At 71.9% G+C, this 22,382-nt stretch carries 21 protein-coding genes; 14 read left to right on the top strand and 7 right to left on the bottom strand.

The features are described 5' to 3' along the window. Positions 1-17: 17 nt before the first annotated feature. Positions 18-536 (bottom strand): GNAT family N-acetyltransferase, encoded by a 519-nt coding sequence (locus tag AYL44_RS09335; protein WP_064003026.1) that lies wholly within the window; start codon positions 534-536, stop codon positions 18-20. A 92-nt stretch (positions 537-628) separates the two neighbouring features. Between AYL44_RS09335 and AYL44_RS09330 the strand changes: the two genes are divergently transcribed. The 5 genes from AYL44_RS09330 (at position 629) to AYL44_RS09310 (ending at position 8,208) form a co-directional block, all read left to right on the top strand. Beyond that, a complete protein-coding gene (locus AYL44_RS09330; protein ID WP_064003025.1) occupies positions 629-1,861 on the top strand; it encodes an ROK family transcriptional regulator in 1,233 nt (410 codons plus the stop codon). Between the two features lie 109 nt (positions 1,862-1,970). Further along, the gene (locus AYL44_RS09325; RefSeq protein WP_064003024.1) at positions 1,971-3,332 is read left to right on the top strand and encodes an extracellular solute-binding protein; all 1,362 of its coding nucleotides are present in this window, start codon (positions 1,971-1,973) and stop codon (positions 3,330-3,332) included. Positions 3,333-3,336: 4 nt separating this feature from the next. Next, positions 3,337-4,281 carry a carbohydrate ABC transporter permease gene (locus tag AYL44_RS09320; protein ID WP_064003023.1) on the top strand — a complete coding sequence of 315 codons (945 nt, stop codon included), beginning with the start codon at positions 3,337-3,339 and terminating at the stop codon, positions 4,279-4,281. After that, on the top strand, positions 4,278-5,168 hold the full coding sequence (locus AYL44_RS09315) for a carbohydrate ABC transporter permease (protein ID WP_064003022.1): 891 nt from the start codon (positions 4,278-4,280) through the stop codon (positions 5,166-5,168). The genes AYL44_RS09320 and AYL44_RS09315 overlap by 4 nt, the downstream gene beginning before the upstream one ends. A 43-nt stretch (positions 5,169-5,211) precedes the next feature. Then, positions 5,212-8,208, top strand: coding sequence for an alpha-mannosidase (locus AYL44_RS09310; protein WP_064003021.1), 2,997 nt, complete (start codon positions 5,212-5,214; stop codon positions 8,206-8,208). Between the two features lie 12 nt (positions 8,209-8,220). Here the strand turns inward: AYL44_RS09310 and AYL44_RS09305 are convergent, their stop codons facing one another. The 4 genes from AYL44_RS09305 to AYL44_RS09290 are packed head-to-tail and all read right to left on the bottom strand — an operon-like array spanning position 8,221 to position 11,442. Next, positions 8,221-9,300: a DNA glycosylase AlkZ-like family protein gene (locus tag AYL44_RS09305; protein WP_064003020.1), complete on the bottom strand. Its 1,080-nt coding sequence runs from the start codon at positions 9,298-9,300 to the stop codon at positions 8,221-8,223. Between the two features lie 32 nt (positions 9,301-9,332). Beyond that, positions 9,333-10,064 (bottom strand): sulfurtransferase, encoded by a 732-nt coding sequence (locus tag AYL44_RS09300; RefSeq protein ID WP_064003019.1) that lies wholly within the window; start codon positions 10,062-10,064, stop codon positions 9,333-9,335. A gap of 41 nt (positions 10,065-10,105) precedes the next feature. Further along, on the bottom strand, positions 10,106-11,044 hold the full coding sequence (locus AYL44_RS09295) for an aldo/keto reductase (protein WP_064003018.1): 939 nt from the start codon (positions 11,042-11,044) through the stop codon (positions 10,106-10,108). Positions 11,045-11,079: 35 nt separating this feature from the next. After that, positions 11,080-11,442 (bottom strand): winged helix-turn-helix transcriptional regulator, encoded by a 363-nt coding sequence (locus AYL44_RS09290; protein WP_082886173.1) that lies wholly within the window; start codon positions 11,440-11,442, stop codon positions 11,080-11,082. Positions 11,443-11,550: 108 nt separating this feature from the next. Here AYL44_RS09290 and AYL44_RS09285 point away from each other — a divergent pair, with 108 nt between their 5' ends. The 4 genes from AYL44_RS09285 to AYL44_RS09270 all read left to right on the top strand — a co-directional run bounded on the left by AYL44_RS09285 (position 11,551) and on the right by AYL44_RS09270 (position 15,118). Then, entirely contained in the window at positions 11,551-12,411 is an 861-nt protein-coding gene (locus AYL44_RS09285) for an NmrA family NAD(P)-binding protein (RefSeq protein WP_064003017.1), read from the top strand. Positions 12,412-12,486: 75 nt separating this feature from the next. Further along, on the top strand, positions 12,487-13,527 hold the full coding sequence (locus AYL44_RS09280; RefSeq protein ID WP_064003016.1) for an LLM class flavin-dependent oxidoreductase: 1,041 nt from the start codon (positions 12,487-12,489) through the stop codon (positions 13,525-13,527). 78 nt (positions 13,528-13,605) lie between these two features. Beyond that, complete coding sequence (locus tag AYL44_RS09275; protein WP_064003015.1) at positions 13,606-14,256, top strand: dihydrofolate reductase family protein; 651 nt, start codon at positions 13,606-13,608, stop codon at positions 14,254-14,256. A gap of 37 nt (positions 14,257-14,293) precedes the next feature. Then, on the top strand, positions 14,294-15,118 hold the full coding sequence (locus tag AYL44_RS09270; protein WP_064003014.1) for an HAD-IIA family hydrolase: 825 nt from the start codon (positions 14,294-14,296) through the stop codon (positions 15,116-15,118). A 13-nt stretch (positions 15,119-15,131) separates the two neighbouring features. Here the strand turns inward: AYL44_RS09270 and AYL44_RS09265 are convergent, their stop codons facing one another. Next, positions 15,132-15,629 (bottom strand): DUF427 domain-containing protein, encoded by a 498-nt coding sequence (locus tag AYL44_RS09265; RefSeq protein ID WP_064003013.1) that lies wholly within the window; start codon positions 15,627-15,629, stop codon positions 15,132-15,134. A gap of 72 nt (positions 15,630-15,701) precedes the next feature. Between AYL44_RS09265 and AYL44_RS09260 the strand changes: the two genes are divergently transcribed. Then, positions 15,702-16,331 carry a helix-turn-helix transcriptional regulator gene (locus AYL44_RS09260; protein ID WP_064003012.1) on the top strand — a complete coding sequence of 210 codons (630 nt, stop codon included), beginning with the start codon at positions 15,702-15,704 and terminating at the stop codon, positions 16,329-16,331. 7 nt (positions 16,332-16,338) lie between these two features. Here the strand turns inward: AYL44_RS09260 and AYL44_RS14555 are convergent, their stop codons facing one another. Continuing rightward, complete coding sequence (locus tag AYL44_RS14555) at positions 16,339-16,482, bottom strand: SH3 domain-containing protein (RefSeq protein ID WP_157532612.1); 144 nt, start codon at positions 16,480-16,482, stop codon at positions 16,339-16,341. Between the two features lie 107 nt (positions 16,483-16,589). Here AYL44_RS14555 and AYL44_RS09255 point away from each other — a divergent pair, with 107 nt between their 5' ends. From AYL44_RS09255 to cydC, 4 genes are read left to right on the top strand one after another with little or no spacing between them, the layout of a single operon-like run. Beyond that, positions 16,590-18,017: a cytochrome ubiquinol oxidase subunit I gene (locus tag AYL44_RS09255; RefSeq protein WP_064003011.1), complete on the top strand. Its 1,428-nt coding sequence runs from the start codon at positions 16,590-16,592 to the stop codon at positions 18,015-18,017. A gap of 9 nt (positions 18,018-18,026) precedes the next feature. Continuing rightward, positions 18,027-19,061, top strand: a complete 1,035-nt coding sequence (gene cydB / locus AYL44_RS09250; protein ID WP_064003010.1) for a cytochrome d ubiquinol oxidase subunit II — start codon at positions 18,027-18,029, stop codon at positions 19,059-19,061. Positions 19,062-19,083: 22 nt separating this feature from the next. Continuing rightward, positions 19,084-20,721, top strand: coding sequence for a thiol reductant ABC exporter subunit CydD (gene cydD / locus AYL44_RS09245; protein WP_064003009.1), 1,638 nt, complete (start codon positions 19,084-19,086; stop codon positions 20,719-20,721). Continuing rightward, positions 20,718-22,379, top strand: coding sequence for a thiol reductant ABC exporter subunit CydC (gene cydC, locus AYL44_RS09240; RefSeq protein WP_064003008.1), 1,662 nt, complete (start codon positions 20,718-20,720; stop codon positions 22,377-22,379). The genes cydD and cydC overlap by 4 nt, the downstream gene beginning before the upstream one ends. The last annotated feature ends 3 nt before the right edge of the window (positions 22,380-22,382 follow it).

The following is a 22,382-nucleotide window of genomic DNA, read 5'->3' as shown; positions in this document are numbered from 1 at the left end:
CGGCGAACGCGTCGCGGTCAGCGCCGCGCGAGGGCGGCGAGCGCCTCGCCCGTCATCCGCTGCGTCGTCCACTCGTCCATGGCCTCGGCGCCGATGGACCGGTAGAAGCCGACGGCGGGCGCGTTCCAGTCGAGCACCGTCCACTCCAGTCGCGGATAGCCGCGCTCGAGTGCGACGGCGGCCAGGGAGGACAGCAGCGCCGTGCCGTACCCGCGGCCCCGGTCCGCCTCGTCGACGAAGAGGTCCTCGAGCCAGATCCCGTGGCGTCCGGTCCAGGTCGAGTAGGTGAGGAACCACACGGCGATCGCACGGATCCCCCCGTCCCGCTCGATGACGAGGGCGAAGGCCTTCGGGTCGTCGCCGAACAGGGTGGCGGTGAGATCGTCCGTCGTCGTGCGGACGGCATCCGGCTCGCGCTCGTACACGGCGAGCGCGTGGATCGCGGCGAGGATGCCGGCCTCGTCGCCGGGCGCCGCAGCGCGCAGGACGGCGCCGTCGTCGAGCGTGCGGGCAGGGAGCGCGGAGGGAGATGCCATGCCTCGAATGTAGCGGCGGCGTCGGATCACCGCCGTGGACGCGGCGCGCTACGCTCAAGCCACCGCACCCCCGGAGCAAAGCAGGTTCACCCATGGCCAGACGCGGCGCCAATCAACCCAGCGTCGGTGGTTACAACGAGGCTGTCGTCCTGGACCAGATCCGCCGGGCCCACGGACACAGCCGCGTCGAGCTCGCCGACGCCACCGGGCTGTCCGCACAGACCGTGTCCAACATCGTCCAGCGCCTGCTGGATGCGGGGATCGTAGAGGAGGCCGGCCGCACGAGCTCGGGGCGCGGCAAGCCGCGGACGACCCTGCGACTGGTCGGAAGCAGCCGCTACGCCGTCGGCGTCCACCTGGACCCGGGACTCATCACGGTCGTCGTCCTGTCGATCGACGGCGAGGTCGTCGCCCGCCACGCCCGCGCCACGCCGCGCGCACAGGACCCGGCCGACACGGTGGCCGTCCTCATCGAGGACATCCAAGCCGTGCTGTCCGAGTCGGGGATCGACCGCAGCCGGATCGTCGGCCTCGGGATCGCCGCGCCCGGACCGATCGACGCCGACCGCGGCATCGTCGTCGACCCGCCCAACCTGCTCGGCTGGGACCGCGTCCCCCTCCGCGACGCGATCGCCGAGGCCACCGGGCTGGCGGTCGTGCTCGACAAGGACGTGACGGCGGCGGCCGTCGCCGAGAAGTGGGTCGCCGCTCCCGGTGGGGCCCCGAACTTCGCGTTCCTGTACCTCGGCACCGGGCTCGGCGTGGGACTCGTCGTCGGCGACGAGGTCGTCCGCGGCGGGTCGGGCAACGCCGGCGAGATCGGGCACATCGTCGTCGACCCCGAGGGTCCGTCGTGCGCGTGCGGACTGCGCGGATGCATCGCGGTCACGTGCGCGCCGCTCCCCCTCGTCGAGGAGGCCGAGCGCCGCGGCGTGCTCGAGGCGGACCGCGAGTGCGACGACCCGACGCGGGTGGATGCCGCGCTCACCCGGCTCGTCCGCATGGCCGAGGACGGCGATGAGCGCGCCCGCGACCTGCTGCAGCGGTGCACGGTGCACGTCGCCCGCGCCCTCGCCGTCGTCTCCAACCTGCTCGACGTCGACCGCATCGTCATGGGCGGTCCGCTCTGGGACCGCGTCGGACCGACCTTCACCGAGGCGATCCCCCCGCTCCTCGACGAGATGCGCGTCGCACGCGGGGTCCATCCCCTCTCGATCGCGGGCACCGCACTCGGGTCGGATGTCGGGGCGATCGGCGCCGCGTGCCTCATCCTCGACGAGGCCCTGACGCCCCGGCCGACCTCGCTTCTGGTGCCGACTGCGTGAGAGGAGCGCCCGACGCCGCGAGGCGTCTTGACTCCGCTATGTCCATCGGTTTGACTTACCGTGTCCCGCCGTCGCGCGTGGACGCCACGATCCGGAGCAAGGGGGCACCGTGAGAGCTCGCACCGTCGTCACATCCATCGCCGCAGCGACCGCTGCCGCCCTCCTCCTCGGCGGGTGCTCCGCTGAGGGAGGCGAAAGCAACGGTGACACCGTCACGGTCGTCTACGCGAAGACCGCCTCGTTCGAGGTGCTCGACACCCTGATGAAGACGGCGAAGGAGGAGTTCGAGGCATCCCACGAGGGGATCACCGTCGACCTGCAGCCGATCACCGCCACGGACGACGACTACAAGACCCGGTTGCAGCTCTCGCTCGCCTCGCCCGACACCGCCCCCGACGTCTTCTACGAGGACACCTTCACCGTCCGCAGCGACGCCGAGGCCGGCTACCTCCTGAAGCTCGACGACAAGCTCGCCGACTGGGCCGATTGGGAGATGTTCGACGAGGCCGGCCGGAACGCCGGCAAGGGCGAGGACGGCGGGACCTACGCCCTGCCGCTCGGCACCGACACGCGGGTCATCTGGTACAACAAGGACGTCCTCGAGAAGGCCGGGGTCGCCACGCCCTGGCAGCCCGAGAGCTGGGACGACATCCTCGCCACGGCCGCCGCGATCAAGGAGAGCCAACCGGACGTCGTGCCATTCAACATGTACGCGGGCACCGGCACCGGCGAGGGCACCGTCATGCAGAGCTTCTACGAGCTGCTCTACGGCACCGGCGAGGGCACCGGCCTGTACGACGACGACGCGGGCAAGTGGGTCGTCGGATCGCAGGGCTTCATCGACTCGCTGACGTTCCTGCAGACTCTCTACGACGAGGGCTACGCCGTGAGCGCCGACCAGGCCCTCGACCCGAACGTGTGGCAGGCCGTCTTCGGCGAGTGGTTCCCGAAGGGAACCCTCGGGGCGACCGTCGAGGGCTCGTACACCCCGTCGTTCTGGGCCGAGGGCGGTCAGTACCCGTGGCCCGAGTACACCGACACGATGGGGGTCGCCCTCTTCCCGACGCAGGACGGACAGGCGCCCGGCGGCGTCAGCATGTCGGGCGGGTGGACCCTCGCGGCATCGGCGCAGACGGACGTTCCCGACCTCGCCTTCGATTTCATGACGACGGTCCTCAACAAGGAGAACGCGCTCTGGTACGCGATCAACAACGCGCAGATCGCGGTCCGCTCCGACGTCGCCGAGGACCCGACGTATCTCGAGGCCAACCCGTTCGTCGGCGCGGTGACGGATGCCGTCTCGGTGACGCACTTCCGACCCGCGAACAGCGACTACCCGAAGATTTCGGTCGCGGCGCAGCAGGCCACGGAAGCGGTCATCACGGGACAGCAGTCCCCCGCCGAAGCAGCCGCCGCCTACGACGACGCCGTCCGCGAGATCGTCGGTGACGACGGGGTCACCACCGGATGACCCCGTGAGCACGACGCTCGCGCCGCAGCAGGACCGCCGCGCGTCGCCCCGCCGCCGCGGCCACGGTCGGGTCGACATGCGCCTCTCCCCGACGCGCGCGCTCCCGCTCGTCCCCGCCGTCGGCCTCCTCCTCGTCTTCCTGGCCGGCCCCATCGTCTGGGCGACGGTCGGTTCCTTCACCGACCGCGCCTTGACGGGAGTGGGGGCGGCGAAGCCGGAGTTCATCGGGCTCGACAACTACGCCCGGCTGTTCACCGATCCGGTGCTGCCGCTCTCGATCCTGCTGACCGTCGTCTTCGTCATCGGCTCGGCCATCGTCGGGCAGAACATCCTCGGGCTGCTGCTCGCGGTCCTGTTCCGCGCCGGCAGCCGGGCCGTCGCGGGCACGGTGGGCGTCCTGGTGGTCACGGCGTGGGTCCTGCCCGAGATCGTGGCCGCCTTCGTGGGCTACGCGTTCCTCTCCGCGGACGGGACGCTCAACGGCGCGCTGTCACTCGTCGGGATCGAGGGACCCAACTGGCTCTACGCCCTGCCGCTGCTGGCCATCATCCTCGCGAACACCTGGCGGGGCACCGCGTTCTCGATGATGATCTACCGCGCGGCGCTCGACGACGTGCCGCCCGAGGTCACCGAGTCGGCGATGATCGACGGGGCGGGCACGTGGAACCGGCTGCGGTACATCACGCTGCCGATGATCTCGGGGACGATCTTCACCAACCTGCTGCTCACGACGCTGCAGACCCTGTCCGTGTTCACCCTCATCTGGGTCATGACCAAGGGCGGCCCAGGCGACCTCTCTCGCACCCTCCCCGTGCTCGCCTACAGCGAGGCCTTCTCGTTCGGCGACATCGGGTACGGCAACGCGATCGCGATCGTCATGCTCGCCCTGGGCGCGGTCTTCTCGATCGCCTACGTCGTGTCGCTGCGGCGCCGAGGGGGTGTCGCGTGACCACCGCCACCGCGACCGTCACCACCGCGACCCGGCGCACCCCCCGTGCGCCCAGCGTCGCCTCACCGCGACGCGGCGCGACGCGGTTCTGGGCGAACCTCGTGCTCGTGATCATCGGGATCGTGTTCGCCGCGCCGCTCGCGTGGGTCGTCCTCGCCTCGATCGACTCGGCGGCGACCTATCGCGTGGCGTGGCCGACCGACCCGACCCTCGACAACTTCGCCGACGTCCTCACCCCCGAGCTGACGCTCCGCCCGCTCGTGAACAGCCTGCTGCTCTCGACGGGTGCGGCCGCGGTGACGGTCGTGGCATCCGTCCTCGCCGCTTACCCGCTCTCGCGGTACCGGTCGCGGTTCCACGCGCCGTTCCTCTACTCCGTGCTCTTCGCGAGCTGCCTGCCGATCACCGCGATCATGGTGCCCGTCTACAGCCTGTTCGTGCAGGTCCGGCTGATCAACCAGCCGTGGGCGGTGGCGCTGTTCCTCGCCGCGAGCGCCCTTCCGATGGCGCTGTGGATGACGAAGAACTTCATGGACTCGGTACCGGTGAGCCTCGAAGAGGCCGCCTGGGTCGACGGGGCGAGCGCGATGCGCGCGCTGTGGACGATCGTCGTGCCGCTCATGCGCCCCGCCCTGAGCGTCGTCTTCGTCTTCGTCTTCCTGCAGGCCTGGGGCAACTTCTTCGTGCCGTTCGTCCTCCTGCTGACGCCCGACTGGCAGCCGGCCGCGGTCTCGATCTACGCCTTCTTCGGGCAGTACGGCACCGTCGCCTACGGACGCCTGGCCGCCTACTCCCTGCTCTACTCGCTCCCGGTCCTCGGGCTCTACCTCCTCGTCACCCGCGGCCTCGGGGGCTCGTTCGCCCTCTCGGGCGCCGTGAAGGGCTGACCCGTCCCGGCTCCCGCGCCGCACCGACCTCGAAGGAACCCGCATGCACCGCAACGACCACCTGGCCCTGCAACGCATCGACCGGCTCGTGCGCGACCGGCTGCCCCCCGCCCTGCACCGCGAGACCGCTCCCGTGACGATCGAGGCGTGGGAGCTCCCCGACGAGCCCGTGCCCTTCGCCGAGGCGATCCGGCAGGAGTACGCGCCGTTCGCCGTCGGCACCGAGTGGGGCAAGCCGTGGGGGACGGTGTGGTTCCACGTCACCGGCCGGGTGCCCGACTCCTGGCGAGACGTGCCGGGCACCCGTCCCGAGATCGTCGTCGACCTCGGCTTCGACGGCTCCGGTCCGGGGTTCCAGGCCGAGGCGCTCGTGTTCCGCCCCGACGGCTCGATCGTGAAGGCGATCGAGCCGCGCAACACCGCCGTCCCCGTCGAGGGCGACGAGATCGACCTCTGGATCGAGGCGGCGGGCAATCCCAGCGTCGCCGGGACGTTCACCTTCGCCGCGACCCCGCTCGGCGACAAGCGAACCGCGGGCACGGAGCCCGTCTACCGGCTGCGGCGCCTGGAGCTCGGACTGCTCGACGAGACGGTCTGGGAGCTGCAACAGGACATCTGGACGCTGCGCGGGCTCGTCGAGCAGCTCGACCCCGACCGCACCCGTCACGCCCGCGTCCTCGCGGCGCTCGGCCGCGCGGTCGACGCGGTGGACCCCGACGACGTCGCCGGCACGGTCGCCGCGGGGCGCGCCGAACTGCGCGACGCGCTCGAGGCCCCGGCATCCGCCACCTCGCATCAGCTGACCGCCGTGGGGCACGCCCACATCGACTCCGCCTGGCTGTGGCCGGTCCGCGAGACGGTGCGCAAGGTCGCGCGGACGTTCTCGAACGTGCTCGACCTCATGCGCACCGAGGACGACTTCGTCTTCGCGGCGTCGTCGGCGCAGCAGTACGCGTGGATGAAGCAGCACTACCCCGAGCTGTTCGAGCGGATGCGGCGGGCCGTCGCCGAGGGCCGGTTCGCGCCCGTGGGCGGCATGTGGGTCGAATCCGACACGAACATGCCGGGATCGGAGGCCCTCGCCCGCCAGTTCGTCGAGGGCAAGCGGTTCTTCCTCGAGGAGTTCGGCGTCGAGCCGCTCGAGGTCTGGCTGCCCGACTCGTTCGGGTACTCCGCCGCGCTCCCCCAGATCATCGCCGCGGCGGGCTCGCGCTGGTTCCTCACGCAGAAGATCTCGTGGAACGAGACGAACCGGATGCCGCACCACACGTTCCTGTGGGAGGGCATCGACGGCACCCGCGTGTTCACCCACTTCCCGCCGGTCGACACGTACAACTCCGATCTGTCGGCGGCAGAGCTCGCCCGCGCCGAGCGTCAGTTCGCCGAGAAGGCGCACGCGACGCACTCGCTCGTGCCGTTCGGCTGGGGCGACGGCGGCGGCGGGCCGACCCGCGAGATGATCGCCGCCGCGCGCCGCACCGCCGACCTAGAGGGGGCCCCCAAGGTGCGCCTGGGCTCGCCGGCGCAGTTCTTCGCCGACGCCGAGGCGGAGTACGCGGCGCCGCCGGTGTGGTCCGGGGAGCTCTACCTCGAGTACCACCGGGGCACCTACAGCGCGCAGGCCCGCACGAAGCGCGGCAACCGCGAGAGCGAGCACCTGCTGCGGGCGGCCGAGCTCTGGGCGACGCTCGACACGGTCCGCACCGGTGCGGCCTACCCCGCCGAGCGGCTGCGCGCCCTGTGGCAGACGGTCCTGCTGCACCAGTTCCACGACATCCTGCCCGGCACCTCGATCGCGTGGGTCCACCAGGAGGCCGAGGCGACGTACGCCCGCCTCGCGGACGAGCTGCGGGAGATCATCGACACCGCCCTGCGCTCGCTCGTGGGCGAGGGCGAGCGGGCGCTCGCGGCCAACGCCGCGCCGGTGGCGCTCGGCGGCGCACCGGCGCTCGGCGTCGGGGCCGCGGCATCCGCTCCCGCCGTCCGGCCCGAGGCGGACGGCGACGGCTGGCGGTTCCGGCACCCCCGGTTCGACTGGGCGATCGACGCGCGAGGACTCGTCGTGGGCGCCGTCGACCTCGCGACGGGCCGCGAGCTCATCGATCCCGCGCACCCCGGTGGCGCGCTGCACCTGTTCCGCGACACCCCGCGGGACTGGGACGCGTGGAACATCGACGTCGAGGACGGCGCGCTCGGGACCGTCCTCGACGCGGCCGACGAGATCACGGTCGACGGGGCCGACCTCGTGGTCCGGCGCCGGTTCGGATCGTCGTCGGCCGAGCAGCGCTACCGCGTCGACCCCGCGTCCGGCGCGCTCGAGGTGGCGCTGCGGCTCGACTGGCGCGAGCGGCAGAAGATGCTGAAGATCGCCTTCCCGCTGCGGGTGCGGGCCGAGCGCGCGGAGTCCGAGATCCAGTTCGGCCACGTGTCGCGGCCTGTCCACATGAACACGACGTGGGATGCCGCCCGGTTCGAGACCGTCGCGCACCGCTGGATCCGCGTGGCCGAGGGCGAGTACGGCGTGGCGATCGCCAACGACGCGATGTACGGCCACGACGTGCAGCGCGCGCCCGGCTCGGACGGGGGCGCGCGGACGGTCGCACGGGTCACCCTCGTGCGGGCGCCCCTGTTCCCGGACCCCGAAGCCGACCAGGGCGCACACACCTTCCGCCTGTCCGTGCTCCCGGGCGCCACCGTCGCGGCGGCCGTCGCGGAGGGGCTGCGCCTGAACCTTCCGACCGTCGCCCTGCAGGGGGCGCGCGAGGTCGACCCGTTCCTCGAGCTCGACGACCCGGGCGTCGTCGTCGAGGCCGTCAAGCTCGCCGACGACGGGTCGGGCGACGTCATCGTGCGGCTCTACGAGGCGCTCGGCTCGAGCCGGACCGCGCACCTCGTCCCGGGCTTCCGGGCGACCGGCGTCGTGCAGACGGACCTGCTCGAACGCCCGATCGCGGCGACGGCGCTGCGGGATGCCGCCGGCGACGCGGTCCGCCTCGAGCTGTCGCCGTTCCAGCTGGTCACGCTGCGCCTGGCGCGCTGAGCGTCGCCGGACTCAGTCGAGTCCGCGGACCGGGACCCCGAGCCACTCGCCGAGGTCCCGGACCTCGGCGTGCACCATGTCGCGCTCGTCGTCGTCCAGGGGGACGAGCTCGTGCACGGCGGAGACCACGAGGTTCTCCTTCTTCTTGTCGAGCGCCGCGTCGAGCAGACCCACGAAGCGGTCGCCGACGAGGATCGGATGCGCGAAGTAGCCGTAGACCCGCTGATGCTTCGGTTTGAACTGCTCCAGGACGTAGGTGAACTCGAACAGCTCGGTCAGGCGCGGCCGGTCGAACAGCATGCGGTCGTACGGATTGAGGATCGCCGCGCGCCCGCCCGGGTCGTCGTCCAGCGCGGCGAGCGCCTCGGGGTCGACCCGCCAGCGCCACGCGCTTCCCTCGACCTCGGCCGGCTCACCCGCCGTGCCGACACCCGACCACGACGACTTCTCGCGCGCGATGCCGAGCGCCTGCAGCCGCCGTGCCGCCAGAACGTCTTCGGCGTCGGCCGGGTCCATCTCGGCATCCCGTGCACCGTAGACACGGTCGGGCAGGTCCCACACGCGCTGGCGGCCGATCCGCCCGCTGATGGCGACGTCGCCGAGGTACGACAGAAGCTCGAGCATGCGCGGCACCTGGTTCGCGCCGTACCAGCCGCTCTCGTTCTTCGCCTGGACGACGCTCGTGTCGGGGATCTCCGAGGCCGGCAGCGGTCCCTCCCGCTCGAGGCGTCGCAGGATCTCGGCGCGGAAGGCGGCGTTCGCCTCGAGGTACTGGCGTGTCGAACCGCCGAGGCGGCGCCCCGGCATGACGGCGCGGAGAGCCGGGAGGAGGGATGCCGGGCGGAAGTGCCCGTCGTACTCGAACAGCAGCCGGTCCCCCTCGACGGCCTTCGACAGCTGCCCCGGCTCGTAGGCCCAGCCGATGCGCGACCAGCAGATCGACTGCTCGCTGGGGGCGATGACGGCCGTCGGGTCGATCTTGATCGCGGCGATCTGCTCGGCGACCTCGACGACGTCGCCGGGCCGGTCCGCGTCGAGCAGCTGCGCGCGCACCGCGATGCGGCGGGCCTCGTCCCTGGTGAGCCGGTGCATGGGTCGAGGCTAGCGGCCGCCTCGGACGCTGCTCAGCCGGTGGGCTGCAGGCGCGCGTCGACGGTGCGCCGCTCGTCGAAGACGAAGCAGTCGCCGTCGAACCCGTCGCCGCCCACGTGCTCGAAATACCCGAGGATGCCACCGTCGAGCTGACGCGCGTCGATGCCGTCCTCCCGCAGGACGAGGGCAGCCTTCTCGCAGCGGTTGCCGCCGGTGCAGAAGCTCACGACCGTCTTGCCGACGAGCTCGTCGCGGTGCGCGGCCGCGGCATCCGGGAACTCGGTGAACTTCTCCAGGCGCCAGTCCAGCGCCCCGGCGAACGTCCCGTGGTCGACCTCGAACGCGTTGCGCGTGTCGAGCAGGACGACCTCGCGGCCGTCGTCGTCGCGGCCGGTCTCGAGCCACCGGCGGAGCGTGAGCGGGTCGACCGCCGGGGCGCGTCCGGCCGCCGGCCGGATCGCGGGACGGTCCATCCGGATGATCTCGCGCTTGTGCTTGACGAGCATCTTGCGGAACGGCTGCTCGGCGGACCAGCTCTCCTTCGTCGTGAGCGCGGCGAACCGTTCCTCGGCCCGCAGCTCGTCGACGAACCCGCGGACGTCCTCCGCCGGTCCCGCGAGGAAGAGGTTGATGCCCTCCTCGGCGACCAGGATCGTGCCACGCAGCGAGCGCGCGTCGACCCGCTCCTGCAGCTCGGAGCGCAGCGACGCGGGGTCGTCGATCGCCGTGAAGAGGTAGGCGGAGATGTTCAGGACGGATGCCACCGGTCCAGGCTAGGCGACCGGCGGCATCCGTCCCGGGTCGGTCAGCCGACGAACGGTGCCGAGGCGTCGTCGAGCGCGGCGACCTCGTCGGGTGCCAGCTCGAGCGTCGCGCCGGCGATGAGGCCCTCGACCTGGTCGACGCGCGAGGCCGAGGCGATCGGGACGGCACCCTTCGCGCGCAGCCACCCGAGGGCGGCGGAGGCGACCGAGACGCCGTGGCCGGCCGCGACGTCGTCGAGCGCGGAGAGCACGGCGAGCCCATCGGGCGTCGCGTACTTCGCCGCCGATCCCGCACGGGGCGAGGACTGCCCCGAGGTGTCGGCGGAACGGTACTTGCCGGTGAGGAATCCGCTCGCGAGGGCGTAGTACGGCACGACGGTCAGGCCGAGCTCGGCCGCCGTCGGGACGACGTCGCGCTCGACGCCGCGGTCGACGAGGTTGTAGGCGGGCTGGGTCGCGATGGGTTCGGCGACCCCCTGCTCGCGCGCCAGGCGCACCCACTCGCGGGTGCGCTCGACGGAGAAGTTCGACACGGCCGGGTAGCGGATGAGACCGTCGGCGACCAGGGCGCCGAAAGCGGCGACGGTCTCCTCGAGCGGGGTGTCCGGGTCTTCGGCGTGCGCGTAGTACACGTCGATGGTGTCGACGCCCAGCCGGGCGAGCGACGCCTCGGCGGCCGCGCGCACGTTGTCCGCCGACAGACCGGGGAACTCGGGGTGCTTCGACACCTTGGTCGCCATGACGACCCGCTCGGGCCGCCGCGAGGCGATCCACTCGCCGATGATGCGCTCGCTCTCGCCGCCCGAGTTGCCGGGGACCCACGCGCTGTAGACGTCCGCCGTGTCGATGAAGTCGCCGCCGGCGGCGGTGAAGGCGTCGAGGACGGCGAAGGACGTGTCGCGGTCGGCCGTCCAGCCGAAGACGTTGCCGCCGAGCGACAGGGGGAACACGGTCAGATCGCTGGTACCGAGAACAGTCATGATCTCGATCCTGACACGGCCGCGGATGCCGGGGCTCAGCGCGCGACGATCTCGTCGGCGTTCGCCTGGATCCACGTCATGAGGGGCGTCATCCGCTCCATGAGCTCGACGCCGCGCGGGGTCAGGGAGTACTCGACGCGGGGCGGGACCTCGGGGTAGGACGTGCGCGCCACGATCCCGTCGGCGGCGAGGGTGCGCAGCGTCGTGGCCAGCATCTTCTCGCTGATCCCGTCGACGCTGCGACGCAGCTCGCCCCACCGGCGTGTGCCGTCGGTGAGCGCGAGGAGAACGAGGACGCCCCACTTGCTCATGACGTGGTCGAGGACGACACGCGACGGGCACGCCTCGCTGAAGATCCCCGGCGACTCCTGCCGCATCCGCTCGAAACTCACCGACACGTCAGCAGCTTACCTGAAAGTGGGTACCCTCCGATCGGAATGCACGGGGGTCTGGTGGGGGTTGTCCCGGCTGTCGCACGCATCGCGCGATCATCGAAAGGACTCGCCATGACCATCCTCGTCACCGCCGCCGGCGGCCAGCTCGGACACCTCGTCGTCGACGCACTGCTCGCCCGCGGCGCCGCCCAGGAGAGCATCGTCGCCGGAGCACGCACCGTCTCGAAGGCCGCCGACCTCGCCGACAGGGGCGTGCGCGTCGTGCCGCTCGACTACACCGTGCCAGAGTCGGTCGACGCCGCCCTCGAGGGCGTCGACAGCGTGCTGCTCATCTCGGGCTCGGAGCCGGGCGGGCGCCTCGCCGGCCACCTGACCGTCATCGACGCCGCCGCCCGCGCCGGTGTCGCGAAGCTCGTCTACACGAGCGTCTCGCACGCCGACACCGTCGACCTCGTCCTCGCCCCCGACCACAAGGCGACCGAGGAGGCGATCGCGGCCAGCGGCATCCCCGCCGTGGTCCTGCGCAACAACTGGTACATGGAGAACTACGCCGGCGACCTGGCCGGCGCGGCGCAGACGGGCGTCTTCTCTGCTGCCGTCGGCGACGCCGCCGTGGCCGCCGCCGCGCGAGCGGACTACGCCGACGCCGCCGCGGTCGTCCTGCTCGAGGACGGGCACCTCGGCCGCACGTACGAGCTCGCGGGACCCCGCGCCACCTACGCCGACATCGCCGCCGCCATGGGCGAGGTGCTCGGGCGCGAGGTCGTGTACGCGCCGGCGACCCCCGACGAGCTGGCGGCGCGGCTGGCGTCGTTCGGGCTCGACGAGGGCACCGTCGGGTTCGTCGTCGCCCTCGACGGCGGCATCGCCCGCGGTGCGCTCGATGTCACCTCATCCGACCTGACCGACCTCATCGGGCGCCCCGTGACGCCCTGGACGGACGCGCTGCGCGCCGTGGCGCCCGCGAGCTGATCCCTCGCACGCTCCCGCGGCCGCGGCATCCATATTCATCGGAATGGATGCCGCGGCCGTGGCGTTGCGCCCGGTATGCAACGCTTCGGAACGCTGTCCTTCGGCCATTACGGTCCCCTCGGCGGGGGTCGCGAACTCACCGCCGGCGACTCGATGCTGCAGGCGATCGACCTCGCGCAGGGCATGGACGAGCTCGGGGTGAACGGCGCGTACTTCCGCGTGCACCACTTCGCCCGTCAGCAGGCCTCCCCTATGCCACTGCTCGCCGCGATCGCGGCGCGCACCTCGCGCATCGAGGTCGGCACGGGCGTCATCGACATGCGCTACGAGAACCCGCTCTACCTCGCGGAGGAGGCGGCCGCGGTCGACCTCATCAGCGACGGACGGCTCGCGCTCGGCGTGAGCCGCGGGTCACCCGAGAGCGTCATCCGCGGCTACGAGACCTTCGGCTACACCGGGTCGACCGACCCGCGCGGCGCCGACATCGCCCGCGAGCACTTCGAGCTGTTCCTGCGCGCCGTGGAGGGCGAAGGGCTCGCCGAGAGCGACCCGCACAGCCCGTTCGGCGGCGGCCACGGGCTGCAGCGCATCGAACCGCACTCCCCCGGGCTGCGCTCGCGCATCTGGTGGGGCGCCGGCAACCGCGACTCGGCCGAATGGGCGGGACGCATGGGAGTCAACCTCATGTCGTCGACGCTGCTGACCTCGGCCGACGGTCGCCCCTTCGACATCCTGCAGGCCGAGCAGATCGACGCTTTCCGCGCGGCCTGGCGCGAGGCCGGTCACGCGGGGACCCCGCGCGTCTCGGTGAGCCGCAGCATCTTCCCCATCACGACCGCGGAGGACGCCATGTACTTCGGCGGCCGCTCCGACGGCGACCAGATCGGGATCATCGACGGCATGCGGTCGACCTTCGGCAAGACCTACGCCGGCACCCCCGACGAGCTCGTCGAGCAGCTGCAGCACGACGCCGCGGTCCGCGAGGCCGACACGCTCATGCTCACCATCCCGAGCCAGCTCGGTGTGGCGTTCAACCTGCGCCTCGTCGAGTCGTTCGCCCGCTACGTCGCCCCGTCGCTGGGGTGGACGCCGACGCACGAGATCGCCACGGCGTAGCTCTCCCGTCGACGCGGGCGGGCGTCGTGCGGCACACTGGAGCGCCTGCTTTCGTCAGTCGTTCCCGGAAGGACCGCAATGACACGCGTCCGCGTCGACCTCAACATCTCGCTCGACGGCTTCGCGACAACGACCGATCAGACGCCGGAGAACCCGTTCGGCGACGACTGGGGCAGGCTCACGCGGGACTACACGGCGACCCGGACCTTCCGGCAGCGCGTGCTGCACGACGCCACCGGGCAGGGCACGACGGGTGTCGACGACGCCTACGCGGAGCGGTACTTCGCGGAGCTCGGTGCGGAGATCATGGGCGCTGGCATGTTCGGGCTGCACGCGAACCCCGACGACCCCGACTGGCGCGGATGGTGGGGCGACGAGCCGCCCTTCGGTTTCCCGGTCCTCGTCCTCACGCACGCGCCGCGGCCGCCGATCGTGTTCGCGAACGGAACGGAGTTCCATTTCCTGACGGCGACACCCGCCGAGGCGCTCGCACGCGCCCGCGAGCTCGCGGGCGGCCGGGACATCCGGGTCGGAGGCGGCGCCGAGACGGTGCGCGCTTTCCTGCGCGACGGGCTCGTCGACGACCTCCACGTCGCGATCGTCCCGATCCTGCTCGGCCGCGGTGTGCGCCTGTGGGACGACCTGCGCGGCCTGGAGAGGGACTACAGCGTCACGTCGGAAGCCGCCGAGAGCGGGGTCGTCCACACGACCTTCCGTCGCGGGATCTGAACCGGGAGGAAGCCCCACGCGGGCATAGGGTGGACGCATGCGGACCCGCGCGGACATCGAGTGCTGGCTGACCGACATGGACGGCGTGCTCGTGCACGAGAACACGCCGATCCCCGGCGCCGCCGAGCTGCTCGAGCAGTGGCGCGACGAGGGCACCCCGTTCCTCGTCCTGACGAACAACTCGATCTTCACGCCGCGCGACCTCAGCGCCCGGCTGCGCGCGTCGGGACTCGTCGTGCCGGAGGAGTCGATCTGGACCTCGGCGCTCGCGACCGCGGACTTCCTCGCCTCGCAGATGCCGGGCGGCAGCGCCTTCGTCATCGGTGAGGCCGGTCTGACGACGGCCCTCCACGAGGCGGGCTTCATCATGACCGAGACCCGCCCCGACTACGTCGTCGTCGGCGAGACCCGCAACTACTCGTTCGAGGCGATCACCAAGGCGATCCGCTTCATCGGCGCCGGCTCCCGCTTCATCGCCACCAACCCCGACGCGACCGGCCCCTCGACCGAGGGCGTCCTGCCGGCGACGGGCGCGATCTCGGCGCTCATCACGAAGGCCACCGGCAAAGAGCCCTACGTCGTCGGCAAGCCCAACCCGATGATGTTCCGCTCGGCACTCAACCGCATCGGCGCGCACTCCGAGAACACCGGCATGATCGGCGACCGCATGGACACGGACGTGGTCGCCGGGATCGAAGCGGGCCTGCACACCGTGCTCGTGCTCACCGGCATCAGCGACACCGCCGAGATCGAGCGCTACCCGTTCCGTCCCGACGAGATCCTCGGCTCGGTCGCCGACCTGGTGCGCACCGAACCGCGCGAGAGCGACTCCCCCGACGTGCAGGCGGCGCTCGGCCTCTGACGGTCGGCTCCGGTCACCAGCCCATCGAGCCCGGCACGCCCTTGAACGGTCCCACGACCTGAGAGGTGACCCACCCACCGTAGAAGCGACCCGGCTGCGGGGTCACGACCTCACCGGCGACGGTGCACTCGTCCATCTGCTGCGCGTACACCGCCACCCGTTCCGCCAGCTCCTCATAGCCCGGTTCGGGATGCGGGTAGTTCCACGCCGCCGCGGGGCGGGACACGCCGCCACCGTGGACGTCAAGGTAGCGCGCCGCGCCCTTGAACTCGCAGAAGGATGACCCCTGACCGGGCGTCAGCGCACCGGGGACGAAGTCGTCGATCGGCAGGTAGTAGACGGGCGGGTGGCTCGTCTCGAGCACGCGCAAGGCGCGGCTCGTCGAGACGATGCGTTCGCCGCCGAGGGTGATCGTGACGGTGCCGGCGACCGGTTCGACGCGGGGAGGCCGGGGGTAGTCCCAGACGCTCTCCTGGCCCGGTCCGACGGGGTCGGGGGTGGGATGCCGCATGGTCTCAGATTACGGGCGGAATCATAGGCGAGGGCCGCCCCGCGGCATCCGTCATCCCCCGATAATGAAGTCATGACGGCCCGGCGCCCGACCGCCTACAACGCGATCTCCACGTCATCGCGCGTGGAGATCCTCCACCTGCTGCAGACGACCCCGCAGCAGACCGTCGGCGAGCTCGTCGCGGCGACGAAGCTGCATCCGAACACGGTCCGGGAGCATCTGCAGCGGCTCATCGAGCGCGGGTTCGTCGCGACCGAGGTGGAGAAGCGCACGACGCGCGGCCGGCCCCGGGTGTTCTACCGCGCCGTCGACGGCGTGAGCGTCTCGAGTCCGGAGCACCGCCGCAAGGTGCAGGCCGCCGCCGAGCGCGGCGACCTCATGCGCCGGGTCATGCCCGAGACCGCCGGGTCGCTGACGGGCGAGGAACAGCATCAGCTCGACGCGCTCGTCGAGCAGCTTCTCGACGGCGGCTTCGACCCCGACATCGACGAGGACGCCCTCACGATCGACCTGACGCCCTGCGCGCACGCGGCCGATCAGGCGGACAACCGCGAGACGCTCTGCGACGTGCACCTCGGGCTCATGCAGGGCGCCCTCAGCGAGGCGGGCGGGCCCTTGGCGGTCGACGGCATGCGCTCGTCGTGCGATCCGCAGCAATGCGTCATCCACCTCCTGCGGCGGCGCCCCGACGCCTCCGCGTGAACCCGCATCAGTAGGCGAGGTTGGTGCGCAGGGACGAGTACCAGACCCAGGCGTATCCGCCCCGGTAGTGGAGCTTGTACCAGTGACGCTTCGAATCCGAGACCCGCAGCGGCGTGCCCTTCGGGATCGTCCCGTCGACCGCTCCCCCCATGGGGGTGTCCGGCGCGGCGGCATCCGGGTATTTTGCACGGCCCGATCGGATGCCGCGATCAGCCGGCCGTCGTAGCGTCGGAGTATACCCGTGGAAGGACCAAGCCCGTGGACTTTCTGGACCCGCTCATCCTGGCTCGCCTGCAGTTCGGACTGACGACGCTCTACCACTACCTGTTCGTGCCGTTGACGCTCGGCATGGCGCTCACGGTGGCGATCTTCCAGACCGTCTGGCACCGCACCGGCGACGTGAGGTGGCTCCACCTCACGCGCCTGTTCGGCAAGATCTTCCTCATCAACTTCGCGATGGGCGTCGTCACCGGCATCGTGCAGGAGTTCCAGTTCGGCATGAACTGGTCCGCCTACTCCCGCTTCGTCGGCGACGTCTTCGGCGCCCCGCTCGCCTTCGAGGGCCTCATGGCGTTCTTCTTCGAGGCGACCTTCATCGGCCTGTGGATCTTCGGGTGGGACAAGCTGCCCCGCCGCATCCACCTGCTGACCATCTGGGCGACGGCGTTCGGGTCGATCCTGTCGGCGTACTTCATCCTCACCGCCAACGCGTTCATGCAGAACCCGGTCGGGTACACCCTGAACCCCGACACGGGTCGCGCCGAGCTCACGGACTTCTTCGCGCTGCTCACCAACCCGGTCGCCCTCGCCGCCTTCCCGCACACGATCTTCTCGGCGTTCATGTTCGCCGCGGCGGTCATCATCGCCGTCGCCGCCTGGCACCTGCGCCGCGGACAGCACATCGAGACGATGCGGCCGGCCCTCCGCTACGGCATGTGGTTCATGATCATCTCCTTCGCCGGCACCGCCATCAGCGGCGACCAGCTGGGGCTCGTCATGGTGCAGACGCAGCCGATGAAGATGGCGGCCGCCGAAGCCCTGTACGAGAACGCGTGCGGCGCCGACGCATCCTTCTCCATCTTCTCGATCGGCACGCCCGACGGCTCGGAGGAGGTCTGGTCGCTGCGCGTTCCCTACTTGCTCTCGTTCCTCTCCACCCACACGCTCGACGGCTGCGTCGAGGGACTGAACGATCTGCAGGACCTCTACACGCAGCGCTTCGGCGCCGGCGTCGACTACCGTCCCGAGATCTGGGTCACCTACTGGTCGTTCCGCTGGATGATGGGCTTCGGCGGTCTGGCGACGCTCATCTCGGTCGCCGGCCTCTGGGTCACGCGGAAGAAGGCGACCCGTCCCGTCGCCGACTGGATGTGGCGCATCGCGATCTGGTCGGCCCCGCTCCCCCTGCTCGGCAGCCTCGTCGGCTGGGTGTTCACCGAGATGGGCCGCCAGCCCTGGATCGTGTTCAGCCTCATGCTCACCGAGGACGGCGTCTCGCCCAGCGTCCCCGGCTGGACGGTGCTCATCTCCCTCGTCGCGTTCACCCTCATCTACGCCTCGCTCGCCGTCGTCGAGTTCCGCCTCATCCTGAAGGCCGCGCAGAAGGGGCCCGACCCCCTGCCCGGGCCCGACGACCCCGACCCGCGCGACCTGCCGGTCGACCAGACCCCCTCGACGGTCTACTAGGAGCACGCCATGGATCTCGCCTACCTCTGGTTCTTCGTCGTCGGTGTGTTCTTCGTCGGCTACTTCGTGCTCGACGGCTTCGACTTCGGCGTCGGGATGAGCCTGCCGTTCCTCGGCCGCGACGAGGTGTCGCGGCGTCAGGTCATCAACACCATCGGACCGGTGTGGGACCTCAACGAGACGTGGGTCATCGTCGCCGGAGCGTGCCTGTTCGCCGCCTTCCCGGAGTGGTACGCGACGCTGTTCAGCGGGTTCTACCTGCCGCTGCTGCTGATCCTGCTCGCCCTCATCCTCCGCGGCGTCTCGTTCGAGTACCGCCACCAGCGCGAGGGGCTCGCGTGGAAGCGCGGCTTCGACCGGATGATCGTCATCGGCTCGGTCGTCCCGGCCCTCCTCTGGGGTGTCGCGTTCGGCAACATCGTGCAGGGGGTGCCGATCGACGCCGACAAGGAGTTCACCGGCTCGCTCCTCACCCTCCTGAACCCCTACGGACTGTGGGTCGGCGTCACCACCCTGCTGCTCTTCTTCCTGCACGGTCTGTACTTCGTGGGGCTGAAGGCCGACGGTCGGGTGAAGGAGGACGCTCACGCCCTGGCCCGTCGCGTGGCGATCCCGACGATCCTCTTCGCGGCCGGGACGGTCGTCTGGACCACGGCGATCGCGATGGACCGCGAAGCCCCCGCACTGGCGGCGGTGATCGGATGCGGCGTCGCCGCCGCGCTCGCCCTGATCGGCTCCGCCGTGGCCAACCTGCGGGAGCGCGACGGGTGGGCCTTCGCGCTCGGCGCCGTCACGATCGTCACGGCCGTCCTCACCCTGTGGTTCGCGCTGTTCCCCTTCGTCATGCCGTCCTCGACCGACCCGGCGTTCTCCCTGACGATCGCGAACGCGTCCAGCACCGACTACACGCTCGGGGTCATGACGTGGGCGGCGGTCATCTTCCTGCCCGGCATCCTGGCCTACCAGGCCTGGACGTACTGGGTCTTCCGCAAGCGCATCTCGCGTGCGCAGATCGAGAAGGCGGATGCCGCGCCCGCCCACTGAGTCGGCGGAGGAGGATCGATCCATGGCGCCCGAGCTCGAACGGCGGCAGCCGCCGGTGGACCCGCGGTTGTGGCGGTACGCGACGGCATCCCGGTCGTTCCTCCTGCTCATCGGACTGCTCGCGCTGGCGCAGACGGCGGTGGTCGTCGGCTTCGCCTTCCTGACGACCCGGGCGGTCGTCGATGCGATCGCGGGGCGCGAGATCGCGGGAACCCTCCTGGCCCTCGCGGCCGTCGTCCTCCTCCGCTCGGTGCTCTCGTTCGCGCGCGAGCGGGTGGCCGCCCGCGCGTCGGCGCGCGTCGAGTCGCAGCTGCGGGCTTCCGTGCTCGACGCGATCGCCCGGCTCGGGCCGGGGTGGACGGCGACGCGCAGCACGGCGCAGCTCGCCCTCGTCGCCGGGCGCGGACTCGACGCGCTCGAACCGTACGTCGGCCGCTATCTGCCCCAGCTCGTGCAGACCGGGGTCGCGACGCCCATCCTGCTCGCGGTCATGGGGACGGCCGACGCGGTCTCAGGCCTCACGGTCCTGCTCACCCTGCCGCTCATCCCTATCTTCATGGTGCTGATCGGGCTCGCGACCCGCAGCGTCCAGCGCCGTCAGTGGGACACGCTCACCCACCTCGCCACGCGGTTCGCCGAAACGGTGCAGGGACTGTCGACCCTGACCGTCTTCGGGCGGCAGCATCGCGCCGCGGACTCGATCGAGCGGGTCACCGACGACTATCGGCGCGAGACGATGACCGTGCTGCGGGTGTCTTTCCTGTCGGGGTTCGCCCTCGAGTTCCTCGCGTCGATCTCGGTCGCCATCGTCGCCGTGACGATCGGGTTCCGGCTGCTCGACGGGTCGCTCAGCCTGACGGTCGGGCTCTTCGTCCTCCTGCTCGGGCCCGAGGCGTTCCTGCCGATCCGCCAGGTCGGTGTGCAGTTCCACGCGTCGAGCGAGGGCGTCGCGGCGACCCGCGACGTGTTCGCGGTCCTCGACGAGGCTGCCGCAGCGACGCCGTCGGCGGCTGCGACGGCAACGGTGGACCGGGGCGCGCACGTGCTGAGGCTGACGGACGTGGGGGTGCGCGATCTGCCGCCGGTGGACCTCGAGGCGCGGTCGGGCGAGATCGTCCTCATCGAGGGGCCGAGCGGCGCGGGCAAGTCGAGCCTGCTGCACGCCCTCCTGGGCTTCGCGCCCGCGACGGGCCGCATCGAGCTCGATGGCCGCGACGTCCGCATCCTCCCGCCGTCGGCGTGGCTCGCGTGGGCGGGGCAGCGGCCGGGGCTCGCGGCGGGGACGGTCGCGTCGAACGTCTCGCTGGGGGATGCCGACCTGCCCGCCGCGACGATCGCCGAGGCCCTGGCGCTCGTGGGTCTCACCGACGTCGAGCCGGAGCGGGTCCTGGGCGTCCAGGGCGCCGGGCTCTCGGGCGGGCAGGCCCAACGGGTCGCCGTCGCCCGCGCAGTCGCCCGCCACCTGCGCGGGCACGCCCCCGTCCTCGCCCTGGACGAACCGTCGGCCGCGCTCGACGCCGCCGCGGAGGCGCACCTGTGGCGGTCCCTCCGATCGATCGCGGATGCCGGAGCCCTCATCCTGCTCGTCTCGCACCGCACGAGCGCCCGCGCGATCGCGGACCGCGTCGTGCGGATGACCGGTGCGGGGGTGTCGGTGTGACGACGACCCGTGACGTGCTGCGCGGCGCCGTCCCGCCCGTCCGCCGCCTCTGGCCCGCCCTGGCCTCGGGATTCCTCTCGGAGGCCTCGGCGGTCGCCCTGCTCGCCGTGAGCGCCTGGCTGATCGTGCGCGCCGCCGAGCAGCCGCTCGTCCTCTACATCACGACCGCCGTCGTGGGGGTCCGGGCGTTCGCCCTCTCCCGCGCCGTGTTCCGCTACACGGAGCGCCTCGCAGGCCACGATGCGGTTCTGCGCCAGCTGGCCCGCACGCGGACCGACCTCGTGCGCCGCCTCCTCCCCCACGCGCCCGCGGGGCTCGCCTCGGCCGGCCGGGGCGATGCGGCGACGGCCCTCGTCGACGACGTCGACGAACTGCAGAACCTGCCGCTGCGCGTCATCCTGCCGCTGGTGTCGTCGGCCGCCGTCGCCGTCGGCGCCGTCCTGCTGGTCGCCGTCGTGTGGTGGCCCGCCGCCCTCACCCTCGCGGCGTGCCTGGTCGGCGCGGGAGTCGCGGCGACCGCGTGGGGCTGGACGGCGGGTGCCCGCGCCGAGCGTTCCATCGCGCCCCTGCGCGCGCAGCTGCGCGACGCGATCCTCGACCATCTCTCGCGTCTCGACGTCCTCGTCGCCTACGGCGCGGAGCAGGATTCGCGCGCCGACGTCCGCGCCGCGGACGCGGCGCTGCGGCGCGCCCTGCTTCGGCGCACCGCGGCGCAGGCGGGGACGGCGGCCCTCGTGTCGCTCGCCGCCGGCGCCGCGACCGTCCTCGCGCTCGTCGCCGCCGCCCCGGCCGCGGGTGCGGGTGCGCTCTCGGGCCCGGCCCTCGCCGTGGTCGTGCTCGTGCCGATGGCCGTGTTCGAGGTCTACACGTCCGTGCCGCTCGCGGCGTCCGCGTGGCGGCAGGTCCGCGCGGCCGCGACGCGTGTCGCGGGCGTCGTCCCCGCCGCGGTGCCGGCGGAGATCCCACCCGCAGGCGCGCCGACGGGGCAGGCACCGCCGCTCGGTGACGGCCTCCGCGTGCGCGGCGTCACGGTCCGCTGGCCGGGCGCCGACCGCCCCGCCCTCACCGACGTGGACCTCGACGTCCGCCCCGGCGAGCGGATCCACGTCGTGGGTCCGAGCGGCGCGGGCAAGTCGACCCTCGCCGCCGCCCTCGTGCGCTTCCTCGCCGTCTCCGGCGAGTACACGATCGGCGGGCGCCCCGTCGAGGCGATCGCCCCCGACGACCTGCGACAGACCGTGGGGCTGTGCGAGCAGCATCCGATGCTCTTCGACGAGGACATCCGCCAGAACCTGCTCTTCGCCCGCGACACCGCGACCGACGACGAGCTCGTGCGCGTCCTCGAGCGCGTGGGCCTGGGCGACTGGCTCCGCGCGCGCGGCGGACTCGACGCGCGGGTCGGCGAGCGCGGCGCGCTCGTCTCGGGCGGTCAGGCCCAGCGCATCTCGCTCGCGCGGGCCCTCCTGCGCGGCTTCCCCGTGCTGATCCTCGACGAACCGACCGCCGGCGTCGACCCGTCCGCCGCCGATGCGCTGCTGACCGACCTGCTCGGCGCGGTCGACGGGTCGCACGCGGTTGTGCTCATCTCGCACGCCGAGGTCCCGGCATCCCTCGTCGACCGCACCGTCCGCGTCGCGAACGGTCGCCTCACGGCCTGAGAC

Origin of the sequence: Microbacterium oleivorans (assembly GCF_001644225.1) — a bacterium.
GTDB classification, from domain to species: domain Bacteria; phylum Actinomycetota; class Actinomycetes; order Actinomycetales; family Microbacteriaceae; genus Microbacterium; species Microbacterium gawkjiense.
This window is presented reverse-complemented; position numbering and strand designations above follow the sequence as displayed.

What these genes read in the sequence shown, in the direction of transcription:
- AYL44_RS09305 (WP_064003020.1), bottom strand. Translation starts at nt 9,300, where the DNA reads ATGCACCGGCTCACCAGGGACGAGGCCCGCCGCATCGCGGTGCGCGCG.
- cydB (WP_064003010.1), top strand. Translation starts at nt 18,027, where the DNA reads ATGGATCTCGCCTACCTCTGGTTCTTCGTCGTCGGTGTGTTCTTCGTC.
- AYL44_RS09275 (WP_064003015.1), top strand. Translation starts at nt 13,606, where the DNA reads ATGACACGCGTCCGCGTCGACCTCAACATCTCGCTCGACGGCTTCGCG.
- AYL44_RS09310 (WP_064003021.1), top strand. Translation starts at nt 5,212, where the DNA reads ATGCACCGCAACGACCACCTGGCCCTGCAACGCATCGACCGGCTCGTG.
- AYL44_RS09335 (WP_064003026.1), bottom strand. Translation starts at nt 536, where the DNA reads ATGGCATCTCCCTCCGCGCTCCCTGCCCGCACGCTCGACGACGGCGCC.
- AYL44_RS09265 (WP_064003013.1), bottom strand. Translation starts at nt 15,629, where the DNA reads ATGCGGCATCCCACCCCCGACCCCGTCGGACCGGGCCAGGAGAGCGTC.
- AYL44_RS09285 (WP_064003017.1), top strand. Translation starts at nt 11,551, where the DNA reads ATGACCATCCTCGTCACCGCCGCCGGCGGCCAGCTCGGACACCTCGTC.
- AYL44_RS09280 (WP_064003016.1), top strand. Translation starts at nt 12,487, where the DNA reads ATGCAACGCTTCGGAACGCTGTCCTTCGGCCATTACGGTCCCCTCGGC.
- AYL44_RS09295 (WP_064003018.1), bottom strand. Translation starts at nt 11,044, where the DNA reads ATGACTGTTCTCGGTACCAGCGATCTGACCGTGTTCCCCCTGTCGCTC.
- AYL44_RS14555 (WP_157532612.1), bottom strand. Translation starts at nt 16,482, where the DNA reads ATGGGGGGAGCGGTCGACGGGACGATCCCGAAGGGCACGCCGCTGCGG.
- AYL44_RS09330 (WP_064003025.1), top strand. Translation starts at nt 629, where the DNA reads ATGGCCAGACGCGGCGCCAATCAACCCAGCGTCGGTGGTTACAACGAG.
- AYL44_RS09260 (WP_064003012.1), top strand. Translation starts at nt 15,702, where the DNA reads ATGACGGCCCGGCGCCCGACCGCCTACAACGCGATCTCCACGTCATCG.
- cydD (WP_064003009.1), top strand. Translation starts at nt 19,084, where the DNA reads ATGGCGCCCGAGCTCGAACGGCGGCAGCCGCCGGTGGACCCGCGGTTG.
- AYL44_RS09270 (WP_064003014.1), top strand. Translation starts at nt 14,294, where the DNA reads ATGCGGACCCGCGCGGACATCGAGTGCTGGCTGACCGACATGGACGGC.